At 63.4% G+C, this 15,304-nt stretch carries 15 protein-coding genes and 1 pseudogene; 10 read left to right on the top strand and 6 right to left on the bottom strand.

The window, feature by feature from the left end:
- The first annotated feature begins 98 nt into the window (after window positions 1-98).
- The 5 genes and pseudogenes from cobU (at window position 99) to LRP30_RS14405 (ending at window position 4,581) form a co-directional block, all read left to right on the top strand.
- Window positions 99-602 carry a bifunctional adenosylcobinamide kinase/adenosylcobinamide-phosphate guanylyltransferase gene (gene cobU, locus LRP30_RS14425; RefSeq protein WP_249760746.1) on the top strand — a complete coding sequence of 168 codons (504 nt, stop codon included), beginning with the start codon at window positions 99-101 and terminating at the stop codon, window positions 600-602.
- A complete protein-coding gene (cobS, locus tag LRP30_RS14420) occupies window positions 599-1,381 on the top strand; it encodes an adenosylcobinamide-GDP ribazoletransferase (RefSeq protein ID WP_249760745.1) in 783 nt (260 codons plus the stop codon). The genes cobU and cobS overlap by 4 nt, the downstream gene beginning before the upstream one ends.
- Before the next feature lie 4 nt (window positions 1,382-1,385).
- Window positions 1,386-2,018, top strand: a complete 633-nt coding sequence (gene bluB / locus LRP30_RS14415) for a 5,6-dimethylbenzimidazole synthase (protein WP_249760744.1) — start codon at window positions 1,386-1,388, stop codon at window positions 2,016-2,018.
- A 294-nt stretch (window positions 2,019-2,312) separates the two neighbouring features.
- Window positions 2,313-3,011, top strand: a pseudogene (locus LRP30_RS14410) (response regulator); the annotation flags it as partial.
- A 610-nt stretch (window positions 3,012-3,621) separates the two neighbouring features.
- On the top strand, window positions 3,622-4,581 hold the full coding sequence (locus tag LRP30_RS14405; RefSeq protein WP_249760742.1) for a c-type cytochrome: 960 nt from the start codon (window positions 3,622-3,624) through the stop codon (window positions 4,579-4,581).
- A gap of 135 nt (window positions 4,582-4,716) precedes the next feature.
- Here LRP30_RS14405 and LRP30_RS14400 read toward each other — a convergent pair whose 3' ends face one another.
- Together LRP30_RS14400 and LRP30_RS14395 are read right to left on the bottom strand one after the other, a co-directional pair.
- Entirely contained in the window at window positions 4,717-5,193 is a 477-nt protein-coding gene (locus LRP30_RS14400) for a hypothetical protein (RefSeq protein WP_249760741.1), read from the bottom strand.
- A gap of 214 nt (window positions 5,194-5,407) precedes the next feature.
- The gene (locus LRP30_RS14395; RefSeq protein ID WP_249760740.1) at window positions 5,408-6,334 is read right to left on the bottom strand and encodes a LysR family transcriptional regulator; all 927 of its coding nucleotides are present in this window, start codon (window positions 6,332-6,334) and stop codon (window positions 5,408-5,410) included.
- 129 nt (window positions 6,335-6,463) lie between these two features.
- Here LRP30_RS14395 and LRP30_RS14390 point away from each other — a divergent pair, with 129 nt between their 5' ends.
- Window positions 6,464-7,402, top strand: coding sequence for a ring-cleaving dioxygenase (locus LRP30_RS14390; protein WP_128934818.1), 939 nt, complete (start codon window positions 6,464-6,466; stop codon window positions 7,400-7,402).
- Window positions 7,399-8,025, top strand: a complete 627-nt coding sequence (locus LRP30_RS14385; RefSeq protein ID WP_249760739.1) for an alpha/beta hydrolase — start codon at window positions 7,399-7,401, stop codon at window positions 8,023-8,025. Before LRP30_RS14390 ends, LRP30_RS14385 begins: the two co-directional genes overlap by 4 nt.
- 41 nt (window positions 8,026-8,066) lie before the next feature.
- Here the strand turns inward: LRP30_RS14385 and LRP30_RS14380 are convergent, their stop codons facing one another.
- Complete coding sequence (locus LRP30_RS14380) at window positions 8,067-9,041, bottom strand: magnesium transporter CorA family protein (RefSeq protein WP_249760738.1); 975 nt, start codon at window positions 9,039-9,041, stop codon at window positions 8,067-8,069.
- Window positions 9,042-9,377: 336 nt separating this feature from the next.
- On the opposite strand from LRP30_RS14380, the gene LRP30_RS14375 reads away from it, so the two are divergent.
- Both LRP30_RS14375 and LRP30_RS14370 read left to right on the top strand, forming a co-directional pair.
- A complete protein-coding gene (locus LRP30_RS14375; protein WP_249757956.1) occupies window positions 9,378-10,253 on the top strand; it encodes a site-specific integrase in 876 nt (291 codons plus the stop codon).
- Window positions 10,254-10,263: 10 nt separating this feature from the next.
- Entirely contained in the window at window positions 10,264-11,463 is a 1,200-nt protein-coding gene (locus LRP30_RS14370) for an IS91 family transposase (RefSeq protein WP_249757957.1), read from the top strand.
- Window positions 11,464-11,941: 478 nt separating this feature from the next.
- Here LRP30_RS14370 and LRP30_RS14365 read toward each other — a convergent pair whose 3' ends face one another.
- Window positions 11,942-12,241, bottom strand: coding sequence for a hypothetical protein (locus tag LRP30_RS14365; protein WP_249760737.1), 300 nt, complete (start codon window positions 12,239-12,241; stop codon window positions 11,942-11,944).
- 362 nt (window positions 12,242-12,603) lie between these two features.
- Window positions 12,604-12,915: a hypothetical protein gene (locus LRP30_RS14360; protein WP_245473470.1), complete on the bottom strand. Its 312-nt coding sequence runs from the start codon at window positions 12,913-12,915 to the stop codon at window positions 12,604-12,606.
- A gap of 169 nt (window positions 12,916-13,084) precedes the next feature.
- On the opposite strand from LRP30_RS14360, the gene LRP30_RS14355 reads away from it, so the two are divergent.
- A complete protein-coding gene (locus LRP30_RS14355) occupies window positions 13,085-14,128 on the top strand; it encodes a medium chain dehydrogenase/reductase family protein (RefSeq protein ID WP_249760736.1) in 1,044 nt (347 codons plus the stop codon).
- A 296-nt stretch (window positions 14,129-14,424) separates the two neighbouring features.
- Here the strand turns inward: LRP30_RS14355 and LRP30_RS14350 are convergent, their stop codons facing one another.
- A complete protein-coding gene (locus LRP30_RS14350) occupies window positions 14,425-15,168 on the bottom strand; it encodes a protein-L-isoaspartate(D-aspartate) O-methyltransferase (RefSeq protein WP_249760735.1) in 744 nt (247 codons plus the stop codon).
- Between the last annotated feature and the right edge of the window lie 136 nt (window positions 15,169-15,304).

Here is a 15,304-nt window from a genome sequence, read left to right as displayed (position 1 = left end):
TGCGCAAAGCGAAGGCAGAGCGCAAGCCCCTACAGGCCTGATTTCGGCTTTGTCTTTGGCCGTGTTTGGTGATTAGTCAGGGCTGATAGGAGACCTTCATGGCCGTCATCTTGATCACGGGCGGAGCGCGATCGGGCAAAAGCAAGCGTGCGGAAACGCGCACGCGCGCCTTTCCCGGCCGGCCCGTCTATGTCGCGACGGCTGAGGCGCTCGATGCTGAAATGGAGGCGCGCATCGCCGGGCATCGTGCGCGCCGCGGAACCGACTGGATCGAGCGCGAGGTACCGCTTGATCTCGTGCAGGTGCTGGTCGCAACCGATGGCGGCGGCGCACGGCTGGTGGACTGCCTGACACTCTGGCTCTCCAATCTGATGCATGCGGAGCGCGACTGGGAGAGCGAGGTAAACGAGCTTGCCGGCGCCCTGCTCCATCTCAAGAGCCCGGTCGTGCTCGTCACCAATGAGGTCGGCCTCGGTATCGTGCCCGACAACGCGCTGGCGCGCAGCTTCCGCGACGCCGCCGGAATCATGAATCAGATCATTGCTGGTGTCGCGGACGAGGTCGAGTTCGTCGTCGCCGGCCTGCCGATGAAATTGAAATGATGCCGCGCGCCGAACTTTTGAAAGACGTCGTCGCCGATCTCAGGATGGCAGCATCGTTCGTCACGATCCTCCCCGTGGCATCGTCGAAGCCCGCAGGCGATGGCGCCATCGCGCGTGCAACCTGGGCCCTGCCCGTCGCGGGACTGCTGGTCGGCCTTGCCGGCGCGTTGGTCTATAAGGTCGCCAGCCGGCTCGGACTGACACCAAACCTTGCCGCCCTGCTCGCGCTGGCCGCGACCGCCCTCATCACCGGCGCGCTGCACGAGGACGGACTTGCTGATACCGCCGATGGGCTCGGCGGCGGCCGGACGCGCGAGCGCAAGCTCGAGATCATGCGCGACAGCCGGATCGGGACCTATGGCGTCTGCGCGTTGATCCTGTCGTTCGGCCTGCGCTGGAGTGCGCTCACCGCGATCGCTAGTCCCTGGGCGGTCACGCTGGCGCTGTGCGCGGCGCACATCGCTGCCCGCGCCGGCGTGCCGGCCTTCATGTCGCTGGTCCCTCCGGCGCGGCCGGATGGGCTTTCGGCGAGCGCGGGGCCGCCGCCGGGCCGCAGCGTCGCCATCGCCTTCGCGCTTGGGACGCTCGCTCTCGCCCTCGCGCTCGGGCCGGGCAAGGCGCTGGTCGGCCTGATCCTGCTGTCGCTCGCCGGTGTGCTCTTGGCACGGCTTGCCATCCGCCACATCGGCGGACAGACCGGTGACATCCTCGGCGCGTTCGAGCAGCTCGGTGAGATCCTGATCCTGCTGGTCGCAGCAGCCTTCCAGATGGGACGCTGACCTCATGGTCGAGTTCGACGATACCTTCCGTCAGCATTTGCGCGAGCTGTTCGTGTGGCGCCGCGACGTGCGTCGCTTCCGCAGCGATCCGTTGCCGGAGGGTGCCATCACGCGACTGATCGAGACCGCCTGCCTGTCGCCGTCGGTTGGGCTCAGCCAGCCCTGGCGTTTCGTCACCGTCGACGATGCCGCACGGCGCCGTGCCGTAATCGACGATTTCAGGACATGCAATGCCGATGCGCTCAATTGCTACTCCGGAGAGCGCGCGGCGCGCTATGCGACGCTGAAACTGTCGGGCCTCGAACAGGCGCCTGGCCATCTTGCGGTGTTCGCGGACAAGGCCAGCGATATCGGCCACGGCCTCGGCCGCGCCACCATGCCGGAGACGACGGAATATTCCGTGGTCGCCGCCATCACCACGATGTGGCTCGCCGCGCGCGCCGAGGGCATCGGTATCGGCTGGGTTTCGATCCTGACCCCCGCGCGCATTCACGCCGCTCTCGACGTGCCTGAAACCTGGAAGTTCATCGCGTATCTCTGCATCGGCTATCCGGAAATCGAATGCGATCAGCCGGAGCTTGAGCAGGCGAAATGGGAGCACCGGCGCAGTGCGGACGAGTTCACGTTGCGGCGTTAGTCAAGGCCTATGCCAAGTAGCGACATCTGAACTTCCGTGCTGGGCCGCCGAGGCTGCGAATGAACGTTCACATGCGCTCCTTTCGTCAATTGTGGGCACCCGGCTTTCGCCGCTAAGCATCCGGATTGGGACAGGGCCATCATGCAAAGAATTTCATGACTGAACGGCCTTCCGCTTTCGCGGTCGACCGCCGCGGCTTCATTCGCCTTGCCGGCGCGACCGCCGCGGGATGGCTCGCGCTCGGCGCGACGTCGGATCGCATGCGGATCGTCGCTTCGCTGACCGCATTGCCGCTCCATCCTGAACCGGCTCGGCCATCGCCCCATGATCGCCACGAACGGCGCCTCAGCGGTCGCACTCGCCCGCGATCACGCCTTCGACATCATCCTGATGGACCTGCACATGCCCGACATGGACGGCGTGGAGGCGGCGTCGCGGATCGGCAAGCTCGGTCTGCCGAAGATGCCGCACATCATCGCGGTGACCGCAGACGTGTCCAGCAGCGCCCGCGAACGGTTCGCCGGCGCCGGCATCGCCAAGGTCGTCAGCAAGCCGATCCTGGTCAACGCGCTGCGCGAAGCGATCGAGGATGATCCGGCGCAGGAGACGACCGCAACACAGCTTGCGGCCGGCGCGTTGATCGACCGGCATTTTCTCGACGACCAGAAAGAACTTTTGGGCCCGGCGCAAATCGAAAAGCTCCACCACTTGCTGGAAACGACGAGCGCAAAGCTGATCGAGGACATAGACAGAGCAGCGACGGCCGGCGATTCCAAGCGGCTGGCGCGATCTGCGCATCAACTCGGCAGTGCCGCCGGTGCACTCGGGCTTGTCCGCTTGTTCGATCGCAGCCGAGAGATCGAGCTGGCGGCACCCTCAATGTCCCTGCCCGAGTGCGAGGACGCTGCACGCGAGCTCGCCGAGCTTCAACAGGCGTCGATGCGCACGCTGAACGATCTGCTCCGGCCGGCCGAGCAGCATTCGGGGAGCTAGCCGACCCGCGGGGTCGACTGATCCCGAGTCATCGATCTGACCCTACCTCAGTATGGTCACGTCATACCCGCGCACAATGGCGACAACCAACTACGTCGTGCTAGCCATGAACGCAGAGTGAAAAGCAACGGAACCGGCCCTGCGAGCCGGCAGTTGCAGGACAAGTCCGGCGGCGTAGCGCCCGCCGGCCTTTCTCCTGATCGAACGGCGCGATGCCGCTCCAGTACTTGATGTCTACTTTCACAGTTGGCTGCAGAGAGTACGTCATGAGAAACATCGCCGATCTCCTTGTGCGGTTTTGGCAAGGGACCCAGCCCGCATCCGATACTCAGGTTGCGGCGGTGGCCGAAAACCGAGATCGATCCAGCATGGCCGATTTTGTCCGCATCCTGCAGGCCTACGATCAGGACCAGTGGGGCGACCACGTCCGTTGGTCACGACAACTGAATTGCACGTTGACGTCTGCGAATCCCGGGCGTTGAATGGTGTTTTCGATGTGGCGGAGGAGCTGATGCGTCCGTCGCCCGATGAGCGGTCGGTTAGCCGCTCCTGATCCTCGCCTTCGGAAAGTACAGTCTGGCTTCACCGACACGCTGGGAGGTCGAGAGCCATGAGATTTCCGATCGCTCTATGGGCGTTCGCGATGGCATTGCTCACCGCGGCAGGGGCGCGTGCGCAAATCCAGGAGGGTCCGCCGGCATGGGCCTACCCGGTAAACCCGCCCAATTTTCAACGCACCCCTGACGATGGCACGATCAGGCGCGTTCCTGACAGCGCCGCCGGTTTTACACTCACGCAAGTGCGCGATCTGTTCGCCGCGCCCGACTGGCATCCGGACGATCATCCACCAATGCCGGAAATCGTGGCAAGGGGGAGAAAGCCAGAGGTGTTCGCGTGCGGCGTCTGTCATCGGGCAGACGGACCGGGCGGTCCTGAGAATGCCAGCCTATTTGGCCTCTCCGCGGAATACATCATTCAGCAAACGGCGGAGTTCAAGACGGGCCTGCGCACGAACTCGGCGCCTCGCGTCGCCACCGACCTGATGATCAAGCTGTCCAAAGCGGTGACCGATCAGGACCTCGGCGACGCCGCTGCCTACTTCGCCTCCATCAAGCCGAGATCGAATATTGCCGTCGTAGAGACCGAGCTGGTGCCAAGAACGCAGGTGCGAGACTTGTTCTTGGCTCCGCTGGACGGCACCGAGAAAGAACCCATCGGTCAGCGCATCATCGAGATACCGGAAAACGTTGAACACTTTGTCAGCCGGGACTCGCGCGCTCGTTTCATCGCCTACGTTCCGCCAGGCAGCATTCAGAAAGGACGAACGCTGGCAGCGAACAGCGATCCGCGCGTCCGGTGCGCGGTCTGTCACGGTGCTGACCTCAACGGGACGGCCATCGCGCCAGGGATTGCGTCCCGTTCGCCCACCTACATGTTCCGGCAGCTCTATGACTTCAAATCGGGCGCGCGGAAGGGCGCCAATAGCGAACTCATGAAACTGGTTGTCGAGAATCTCAGCGTCGACGACATGATCGCGCTTGCCGCCTTTTCAGCATCGCTCAAGCACTAACAGTCTTCGGGACGAGCCAGCCGGCGCGCTTGGCGCGATGTCAGGTCGCCCGGCCGGCAAGGTGCCGCCGGCCGGGCCAACACGCCGCACAAGGGATCAACTTCCTTCGTGCGGCGAGCTGTGCACATTGCGCTGTCATGAGCCGGGCGTTTTAACGACGAGCTTTATGTTAAGCAGGTTGACGCCCTTGAACGGGTTCGGCGCGCTTTCGATCGTGCCCGTACCCGTGGCGTTCGCATAAGCACCTGTGCCCGATAGGATCGTGTATTCGCCCGTTGATTTGCCGTGCTTGGCCGAACCGGTGTAGCGCGCCGTAATCGAGCCTTCCTCGAACGTGTAGGTGCTATAGCCGAAGAAGGGGCCCGACCCTTTGAGCAAGTCCGAAGTATTGACGAACTCCTTCACTCCGATACGGCCATCGCTAAAGACGGCGACCCCGAAGAATTTACCGGACACAACCGTCTGTCCTTCGACGTTTGCGGCCTCTATGACCTTGAGGTCGATCGGCTTCGTGACCAGCTTGAACTCGAGCACCCGCTCGCCGGCTACGGCGGTTGACGCCGCGACGGTCAATGCCACGCCAGTAAGGAAAAAGGTGAGGGACTTCCGCATGGGCTCCTCCTGCGCTTGTTGAAATCAAGTCGAGAAGGCCGGCGAGCTACACATCATGTCGCCGCTATTCGCAGCGGCATGAAAGAGAGCCCTCGGCGACGCCCCGGCAGCGGCTGAAGCTCTCTGGTCGTAAGGCGCGAAGTCGGGACGCAAGTATGAGTCCCGAGAGATCGGAATAAAGTTCAGCTTTCCGTCACGGTATAATAGTATCCGGTCACCTAGCCTCCGCACGTCTGCGTCCGCCGGCTTCGTCCTCGTCGCGGCCAAAACGTTCGACCAGAAAATCGATGAACAGCCGCACCTTCACCGACAAATGCCGCGTCGGCGGATAGACCGCATAGAGCGCGAGCGGCGGCGCGAAATAATTGTCCAGCACCGTCCGCAGCTCACCCTTCCGCAAGGCATCGGCGGCGATGAACTCGGGCAGCAGCGCGAGCCCCCTGCCCTTGATCGCGACGTCGCGCAGCACCTCGGCGTTGTTGACGCAGAGCGACCAGGCCGGCTGGATCCAGTGATCGCCATCAGTGCCGGTGAGCTTCCACTGATTGCCGGTGAGCAGGAAGCCGTAGGTCAGCGAGACGTGCTCGCGCAGATCCTGCGGATGCTTTGGCGTGCCGTGACGCGCGAGATATTCCGGCGAGGCGCAGATCATGCGCGCCACCGGCATGATCTTGCGCGCGATCAGGCTGGAGGATTCCAGCTCCGCGATCCGCAACGTCACGTCAAAGCCGTCCTGGACGGGATCGAGCAGATCATCGCTGAGCACGATCTGGAGCTGAAGCTCGGGATAGCGCGCCATGAAATCGGCGAGCACCGGGCCGAGCCGCATCGTGCCGAACGACATCGGCGCATTGACGCGCAACAGGCCCCGCGGCGCGGATTGAGCCTGCGTCACGGCCTGGTCGGCAGCCTCGATCTCCGAGAGGATCACCACCGCGCGCTCGAAATAGCGCTGGCCATTCTCGGTCGGGCTCGCGTGCCGCGTGGTCCGGTTCAGAAGCTGGACGCCGAGGCTCTCCTCGAGGTCGGCGATGTATTTGCTGATCGCCGAGCGTGACAGCCGCAACTGCCGGCCGGCTTCCGCAAAGCTGCCGCTCTCGACCACTTTTACGAAGGCCCGGAGGCTGCCGAGCTTATCCAAGAGTTGGCCTCGGCGATTGTTTCCAAATCATAGACATAGCCGTCATATTTGCATGGATTGTCTCCAATCCAAAGCGGAACGATATTTCCGGGCAGAGCAAGACCGCTCCCCGAATTTTGGAGGACGACAATGTCTGGACTGCACCATGTCACCGCGATCGCCGGCGACCCCATCCGCAATTTTGGCTTTTACACCCGGGACCTCGGCCTGCGCTTCGTCAAGAAGACCGTCAATTTCGACGATCCCGGCACCTACCACTTTTATTATGGCGACGAGACCGGCCGGCCCGGCACCATCCTGACCTTCTTCCCTTGGGCGGGCGTTTCGGCCGGCCGCCGCGGCGTTGGCGAAACCCATCAGACCGCCTTCCGCGTGCCGCAGCGCTCGCTCGGTTATTGGACGCAGCGCTTCATCGAGAGGGGCATCGCTCACGAAGCCCTGGAGAAGCGCTTCGGCGAGTCCGTGCTGCCCTTCACCGACCCTGATGGCATGGCGCTCGCGCTCGTCGGCATTCCCGGTGCCGAGAACGAGCCCGGCTGGAGCAATGGCGAGGTGCCGGCCGAGCATGCGATCCGCGGCTTCCATGGCGTGACGCTGCTGCTCGACAGCGCGGCGAAGACGGCGGCCGTCCTCACCGACGTGCTCGGCTTCAAGGAGACCGGACGCGAGGGCTCGGTGATCCGCTTCAAGGCGCCGGGAGATGCCGAAGGCAGCGTCGTCGATATCTACGAAGCCAAGGGCTTTTTGCGCGGGCATCAGGGCGGCGGCTCTGTCCACCACATCGCCTTCCGTGCGGCCGATGACGCCGAGCAGGGCAAGATGGCCGAGAGGCTCGTGAACAATCACGGCCTGCACCCGACCGAGCAGAGGGACCGCAACTACTTCCGCTCCATCTACTTCCGCGAACCCGGCGGCGTGCTGTTCGAGATCGCGACCGACATCCCCGGCTTCGCCGTCGACGAACCCGTCGCGACCTTGGGACGCGACCTCAAGCTGCCGAGCTTCCTCGAACAACACCGCAAGCAGATCGAGGGCGTGCTGCCGAACCTGGAAGAGACCGCGTCATGACCGAAAGTGCATTCATCCATCGCTTCGAGCCCGCGGCCAACGCGGGCTCCCCTCCTCTGCTGCTGCTGCACGGCACCGGCGGCGACGAGAACGACCTGCTCGGCCTCGGCCGCATGATCTCGCCCGGCGCCGCCCTGCTCTCGCCGCGCGGCCGCGTGCTCGAACATGGCATGCCGCGCTTCTTCCGCCGCCTCGCCGAGGGCGTGTTCGACGAGGATGATTTGCGCCACCGCGCGCTCGAACTCGGCGACTTCGTCACGGAGGCGCGGCAACGTTACGGCCTTGCGGCGCCCGTCGCGGTCGGCTTCTCCAATGGCGCCAACATCGCCGCAGCGCTGTTGCTGCTGAAGCCGGAGGTGCTGGCAGGCGCGATCCTGCTGCGCGCCATGGTGCCACTGTCGGATCCTCCCAAGGCCGCGCTTGGCGGCAAACCCGTTCTGCTCCTCTCAGGACAGGCCGACCCGATCGTGCCGGCGAGCAATTCAGCCCGTCTCGCGGCTCTGCTCTCGCAAGCAGGTGCGAGCGTGACCCACAAGGTCCTGCCGGCGGGCCATCAATTGTCGCAAGCCGACGTGACGCTGGCCCGTGACTGGATCGGCAATGTCGACGCCAAGGCAGCGTGATCAAACGGCGGCGCATCGTTTTCAAATGGTGCGCCGCCGCTTCAATCGAACCAGCCGCGCCGCTTGAACCAGATCAGCGGCAGCACGCCACTGGCAATGACCGCGAGCCAGGCCAGCGGATAACCGAAGGTCCAGTCCAGCTCGGGTATGTGCCTGAAGTTCATGCCCCAGATGCCAACCAGGATGGTTGGCGGCACGCCGACGACGGACACGATCGTCAGGATCTTGAACAGCTCGTTCTGCTGGATGTTGACGAAGCCGAGCACCGCATCAAGCAGCAGCTGGATCTTGTCGGACAGTCGCGTCTCGTAGTCACTGAGCGAAACGACGTCCTTCGACACCGCCTCGAGGCGCTTCTTCGACGCGGCCTTGATCCATTCGCTGCCGACATCGCCGGCAAATGAGGCGATGCGGCCGACGCCGAGCAGAACGTCACGCGCCTTGGCCAGCCGATCGGCTAGCTCGCCGATGGTTTCCAGGGCCTCGCGCATCCTCCGGCTGGAGCGCACCGGCCGTTGGGTGCGAACCAGCCCGCCCTTGAACACGCCCCGCGAGAGCTTGTCGACCTTGGCGCCGAGATGCTCCAGAACATCGGCGCCACGCTCGATCATGGCTTCGAGCAGGCTGGTGAACACGCACATGCTGTTCTCCAGGCTGTCGTCGGAGCCGATGCGCTTGCCGACATCGTCGAAGATCGGCAGCTCGGCAAAGCGCACCGTCACCAGCACGCGCGGGCCGATGACGAATCCCACCGGCGTGATCTCGGCCTCGTTGTCCTCGGAGAGCCGGACCGCCGGCGAGCTGAGATAGAGCGTGCCGTGGTCGAGGATCAGCCGGCTCGACGCCTCGATCGCGCTGAGGGATTCCTTGGACGGAATACATATCCTGAGCAGCCGCTCGACGAACTGCTTTTCCTCTTCAGTCGCGTTCAAGAGATCAGCCCAGATGACCTCCGAGGGCATTTCCGCGCCGATGCTCTGCCAGTCGTCGGACGGCCATCTGTACAGCTTGAGCAAGAACCAAACTCCGTGGCCGCATCGTCATGCCGGATGGCGCATCCGGCCTTCATCCGCCCGGCTAACGCATGAGGGTTCCAAACGTTCAATATCCTTGCGGCGAGCGCCCCCTCACGGGCCTGGACAGTCCGGCCTTTCGGTTTACTTCTTCATTTTGCCACACGCTTAAGGCGGAGATCATCCGGCGGGCCCGGCAGGTCCGTTGCGGGCCAAAGGACTAAACCGCTCGCGCGGTAGGACCCCGGGGCTGGCGACACAGCCAAGACGATAGCGCGACGGGGCGTCCTGTCTTGAGATGAGGGGTTCGCAACCTTCATCCAAGACAGGAGCATCCCCATGACCGACGAGGCAATGAGCCCGTTGCGCCGGCGCATGATCGAGGACATGACGATCCGCAAGCTCGCGCCGAAGACCCAACATGACTACGTGCAAAGAATCAAGAACTTCGCCGCGTTTCTCGGGCGCTCGCCGGATACGGCGACCTTCGAGGACGTGCGCCGCTATCAGCTACATCTGACGGCAAGCGGCGTTGGCGTGCCGACCATCAACCAGACCGTCTCGACGCTGCGGTTCTTCTTTCGGGTCACGCTCAAGCGCCACGAGATCGTCGAACACACCCATGTCATTCACGAGCCGCGCAAGCTGCCGGTGGTGCTCAGCGTCGAGGAAGTGGCGCGGCTGCTCGATGCCGCGCCGGGGCTGAAGTACAAGGCGGCCTTGAGCGTGGCCTACGGCGCTGGCCTGCGCGCCACTGAAGTGGTCTCGCTCAAGGTCTCCGATATCGACAGCAAGCGCATGATCATCCGCGTCGAGCAGGGCAAGGGCGGCAAGGACCGTCACGTCATGCTATCGCCGAGCCTGCTGGACCTGCTGCGGGCCTGGTGGAAGGCGGCGCGTCCGCAGGGTTGGCTGTTCCCGGGACGCGATCCGGCGCAGCCGATGACCACGCGCCAGCTCAATCGCGCCTGTCACGCCGCTGCGCAAATGGCGGAGATCAACAAGCGCGTCTCGCTGCACACCTTGCGGCACAGCTTCGCTACCCACCTCCTGGAGCAGAACATCGATGTCCGCGTGATCCAGGTGCTGCTCGGTCATGCCAAGCTCGACACCACGGCGCTGTATACCCGCGTCGCGACCAAGACGATCAGCGAGGTCATGAGCCCGCTGGAGCACATCGCGCTCAAACTCAAGGAGATCCGGCCGCCCGGCTGACGCCAAAGCGGTGTCGCGCCCGGCTTTGGAGGTTGCGGATATCTTCCGCGACCATGGCCCGGCATGGCGCAAGGCCCATGCCGGCCATGTCAGCCTCCACCAGCTCAAGGTGATGTCGGCGATCGAGCGCTGCCGCACGGCAGCCCTCGGCGGCCATGTCGCGCGCTGTGAGGACTGCGCCTATACGACCATCGCCTACAACTCCTGCCGCAACCGGCACTGCCCGAAGTGCCAGGGCGCCGCCGCGAAGGAATGGCTTGCCGACCGCGCGGCCGAGCTGCTGCCGGTGCCGTACTATCATGTGGTGTTCACGCTGCCGGCGGCCATCGCCGACATCGCTTACCAGAACAAGACCGTCCTCTACGACCTCTTGTTCAAGGTCTCGGCCGAGACCATGCTGACGATCGCCGCCGATCCGAAGCATTTGGGGGCCAGGATCGGCATTACCTCCGTGCTGCACACCTGGGGCTCGGCGCTCACCCATCACCCGCATGTGCACATGATCGTGCCGGGCGGCGGCATCTCGCTGGACAATAAGCGCTGGATATCGTGCCGGCCGGGCTTCTTGCTGCCGGTGCGCGTACTCTCCCGCCTGTTCCGGCGCGTGTTCCTGGAGAAGCTCGTCGCTGCCCACCAAGCCGGCCGCCTCAGCTTCTTCGGCGATTACGCCCACCTCGCCGAGGCGCAATCCTTCGCAGCTTACCTCACCCCGCTGCGCAAGGCCGAGTGGGTCGTCTACGCCAAGCGGCCGTTCGGCGGTCCCGAGGCAGTGCTGGCCTATCTGTCGCGCTACACCCACCGTGTTGCCATCGCCAACAGCCGCCTGATTGCCTGCGACCAGCGTGGCGTCACCTTCAAGTGGAAGGACTATCGCATCGAGGGCCGTGATCGCTACAAGCAGATGACGCTCGGGACCTTCGAGTTCATCCGCCGCTTCCTCATCCACGTGCTGCCACGCGGCTTCCACCGCATCCGCCACTACGGCCTGTTCGCCAAAGGCGCTTGCGCCGATAACATCGCCCGCGCCCGTGAGCTGCTCGCCGTTGCAAAACCTCAAGATGAGCCCACCGCTGCCGCCATCGATCCCAGCAAGCCGAGCTGTCCGTGCTGCGGCGGTCGCATGATCGTCATCGAGGTCTTCGCGCGCGGTGCAACGTCACGGTACCAGCCAACAGGTCCTCAGAGCGTCATCAGGATCGACACCTCATGACCGCGTCAAAGTCCTACAAATCTGCTCGTTACACGCGCCGGCTCTCGACCGGCCACGGCAGAGTGCACTCAGATGTAAAGCTGTCGTCTAAAATCGCCCGACAATTTGCTGCGTTCGACGCAATCTGTCGCTCTTCCATCAGCCGCGGCATCGTCAGCCAGCTTGCTGCGTCGGCTCGATCCCAATCGCACGCTCCGCCCGCGGCGCTCAAATCCCCATAGCGCACGCCGCACCACCAACGTATCCCCTCCCGCGGTTTCCTCCCTTGGAGGCTTTCGGACGCCGACCCTCGGAGCCCGCGGCACCGTCAATCATTGGGCCGGCATCCGAAACCCTTCACAGAGCGGACTAGTTTAATGCTCTGCATTTCGAGGTTGCGGCGCCAGCGGACGTTTAAGCCGATATGATCTAACCACAAAGCAAGACCGACTCGACTTGGCCACGCGCTTTCCAATAGGCTCCTGCTTTCCAATTACAACTAGCGGGCAGCGAAATGGCAGAAAGAATCGATGTCGAGGTTACCGGCAAATCGCAGTTTGAAGTCGCCTACGACATGGCGAGATTCATTCTCATCAATATGGAAGGTCGTCAGGTGAAAAGCATAAAGCGGCAAGAGTTCTTGCATTTGGTAGCTGATTGCATCGAGGCCTTGCGCGGCATCAAGGCCAAGGAGATCATCAGCTAAAGGCTTGCACTCCTGCAGCGACCGTCCACCCGCACTCTGCAAGGCCCGTCGCAAAATTTCGCGGGAGGTCTTGGAGAGCGCGCTTTCGACCAAGACAGCTATGGGTCTTGGCTGCCCCGGTAGCTGCGCATGACGTTGATCGGTGCGCGAGCAAAGGGCGCACTCCGTTCTGGGTCACAATATGACCTTCCGCGGGCGGGACCGCGTGTCCGCATTGTCTGCAAAGGCAGACATCCGATTTTGTTAGTGCATGCCGTCCGGAGCACCTGCGCGCTAACAAGCGCGCAAGGAGTGAACTCTAAAGCGCGCTCAACCCTGGCGGCTTGCGCGGTCTCCCGCAGGCAGCCGACATGGCGGCGGCTCTTTCGTTGTTCAGTTGAGGGCCAACAACCGACATCGACCACGTAGCAGGAGACCGCCCGAGGGCGGTCTCGCATTTGCGCGAAGGCGCTCCGTCAAAGATCGACTTGGACGGCAACATTGGAGCGCACCCAATCCGATTGCCCGGCCTTCAGCCGCTTGGCTTGAAATTCAACGAAGGCCGGATCGGCGCCCAGTGACGCCAAGGTACGCCCATAAGCTTCTACACTATCGAAGCGAGCGACGAAGGCATAGTTCCCGATCTCGCCGCCGATCACGGACCAATAGCTGACATCGGCCCCGTGTTTCCTCCAAAGTGACGCGCCGTCCTTTGCCAGCTGTAAGACGGTTGCAAGATCACTACCGGGTCTTGGATGCGAAACGAACTGCATAATGACTGCAGGCATTTTCCCCTCCGATGAGCAATGATGGCGCCAAACAACCGGGTTGGTCATTTGGCTAGAGGAGAATTCCAAAGAGTGCAGCCTCAAGCTTGATCTGGATCAATTCCATTGCTGTGGTCTGGCGGCAGCCTGACCGTTCTGCGCTGAAGGTCGGCATGCAAGGAGATCGGTCATGATGGTGCAGCGCAACCGAGTTGTTCAGGTCAGCCGCTTCGGTGATCCCGAGAGATTGGAGGTGGTGGACGCTCCCCTGCCGACCGCCGGTCCGGGCGAGGTGCGCGTTCGCGTACTCGCGTCGAGCCTCAACTACACCGAAGTGTTGGTCAGGCGCCATCTATATCCGCAAACGATGCGCCTCCGGCCGCCGTTCGTAATGGGCTACGACGTGGTGGGGGCAATCGATCAGCTCGGCAAAGGCGTGCACGACTTTCAGATTGGCGATCGCGTGGCCGACATGACGGTAGTCGGGTCAAACGCCGACTATCGCACGCTTCGGGCGAGCAACGTGGCCCGCGTGCCGGTGGATGTGGACGCAGCTGAAGCGGCTGTGCTGATCCTGAGCTGGACGACTGCGCACCAGCTTCTGCACCGCGCGGCCAAGGTCCAGCGGGGCCAACGTGTGCTCGTGCACGGGGCTGCCGGCGCGGTCGGCCAGGCGCTGCTCGTGCTTGGGGGACTGGCCGGCCTCGAGCTATGGGGCACTGTACGCCGCGAGCACATGACGCTCGTCCAAGACCTCGGGGCAACGCCGATCGATTACCAGCATGAGGACTTCACGCGGGTTGTGCCGGGTGGGTTCGACGTCATCGTCGACGGCGTTGGCGAAGACGGCTATCGCCGCTCATACGCGGCGCTCAAACCGGGTGGCCTGCTCTGTGCCATCGGCTTTTCGGCGAGCGTGCAGGCACAGCGTCGAATGCTGCCTATCTTGATGGAGATCGCGCGCCTCTACCTGTGGAGACTGTTGCCCGGCGGCAAGCGAGCCCGCTTTTACTCGGTAAATGCCATGCGGGCGCGACATCCCGCTTGGTTCAAGGAGGACTTGGAGCAACTGTTCAAGCTTCTGGCAACTGGCGCCATCCGGCCGCGCATCGCCGAGCGGATCTCGTTCGAGGAGGTCGCCGATGCTCACCGTCGCCTCGAGGCTGGCGGTCTTGAAGGCAAGCTCGTTCTTTGCCCGGATCTCTCCTCGCGACGCAGCCAGCGCGCTGCCTGAGGCGGCGCGCCGGCACGTTACATCCGCATCTGCGCTCATGAGACACAAAAGAAGGCCGCAGCGGTGCAAGGTCGATTTGCAGCGCTCTGGCTGCCCCAAATATTTCCGCTTCGGGTCAACATGCGAAGAACTTAGGGTGAGCAAATCTAGTCCGCTATGCGCCGACAAGCAGACCTCCACCAGAGGGGCCGCCACTTGGCTGATGGGCTAATTGCTGCCGCTCCAAACGTGCATTCGCGCGAGGCGCCAGCCACCTCGACAAATTCCGGCTCAGCAAGAACGGGACGTTTGCGAGCTTAGTTTTGTGAACGCGTAAAGGGGACAAAGCGCACGAGGGCGACGGCGCGCGTCGTCGTCTTGTCGGGGGCGATTTTTTCGACGACCGTGAGCTGCTGAGTGGTGTAACCGGGTCCCACCGGCATAACGAGCCGGCCACCTACTTTAAGCTGTTCAATCAGGGGCGGCGGTGGCTGCCCGAGCGCGGCAGTCACGACGATGGCGTCAAAAGGACCGCATTCGGGCCAGCCATCGTATCCGTCGCCAAGCTTGACGCTCACGTTGTCATACGCGAGGTCTCTTAATGTTTTCGCGGCGGTCTCGGCCAATTGCGGGATGATCTCGATGGTGCAGACCTTTCGCGCCAGGTGCGCAAGGACGGCGGCCTGATAGCCCGAACCCGTCCCCACTTCCAGCACAACGTGATCGGGCGCGACCTCGACCAATTGGGTCATCAAGGCCACGATGTACGGCTGCGATATGGTCTGCCCGAGACCGATCGGCATCGGTCTGTCCGCGTATGCGATGGAGCAAGATTGCTCGGGGATGAACAGATGGCGTTTCGTTTGCTCCATGGCCTCAAGGACACTCTCCGACAGGCCTTGCTGTCCCAAGGCACTGGCGGCGGATCGGGCGTATGCCCGGATGGTTTCGACCATGGCGGCGCGCTCGCGGACGCATTGCGCGTCCTTTGGTGCGTCCTGAGCGGTCGCTTCCCGGGCCATGACAACCATGGCAAACACGAGCAGCAGCAAGGCCTTCATCGTGCGCTCTCCGAGAAGGAATGGGCTCACGTCGAGCGCTCGAGCGCAATGAGCCGATTCGACGCATCACCTCAGCGAAACACGGCGTCCGGCGAACGACCGCAGTGCGTCATGGGGCCTCCAGCGGTCACGATCC

It is taken from the genome of Bradyrhizobium sp. C-145, from assembly GCF_023375135.1.
GTDB classification, from domain to species: Bacteria; Pseudomonadota; Alphaproteobacteria; order Rhizobiales; family Xanthobacteraceae; genus Bradyrhizobium; species Bradyrhizobium zhanjiangense.
The sequence above is the reverse complement of the archived record's forward strand: the minus strand, read 5'-3'. Positions and strand labels throughout refer to the sequence as shown.

Coding starts and splice junctions, on each gene's coding strand:
- cobU (WP_249760746.1), top strand. CDS start 99: ATGGCCGTCATCTTGATCACGGGCGGAGCGCGATCGGGCAAAAGCAAG.
- cobS (WP_249760745.1), top strand. CDS start 599: ATGATGCCGCGCGCCGAACTTTTGAAAGACGTCGTCGCCGATCTCAGG.
- bluB (WP_249760744.1), top strand. CDS start 1,386: ATGGTCGAGTTCGACGATACCTTCCGTCAGCATTTGCGCGAGCTGTTC.
- LRP30_RS14405 (WP_249760742.1), top strand. CDS start 3,622: ATGAGATTTCCGATCGCTCTATGGGCGTTCGCGATGGCATTGCTCACC.
- LRP30_RS14400 (WP_249760741.1), bottom strand. CDS start 5,193: ATGCGGAAGTCCCTCACCTTTTTCCTTACTGGCGTGGCATTGACCGTC.
- LRP30_RS14390 (WP_128934818.1), top strand. CDS start 6,464: ATGTCTGGACTGCACCATGTCACCGCGATCGCCGGCGACCCCATCCGC.
- LRP30_RS14385 (WP_249760739.1), top strand. CDS start 7,399: ATGACCGAAAGTGCATTCATCCATCGCTTCGAGCCCGCGGCCAACGCG.
- LRP30_RS14375 (WP_249757956.1), top strand. CDS start 9,378: ATGACCGACGAGGCAATGAGCCCGTTGCGCCGGCGCATGATCGAGGAC.
- LRP30_RS14360 (WP_245473470.1), bottom strand. CDS start 12,915: ATGCCTGCAGTCATTATGCAGTTCGTTTCGCATCCAAGACCCGGTAGT.
- LRP30_RS14355 (WP_249760736.1), top strand. CDS start 13,085: ATGATGGTGCAGCGCAACCGAGTTGTTCAGGTCAGCCGCTTCGGTGAT.
- LRP30_RS14350 (WP_249760735.1), bottom strand. CDS start 15,168: ATGAAGGCCTTGCTGCTGCTCGTGTTTGCCATGGTTGTCATGGCCCGG.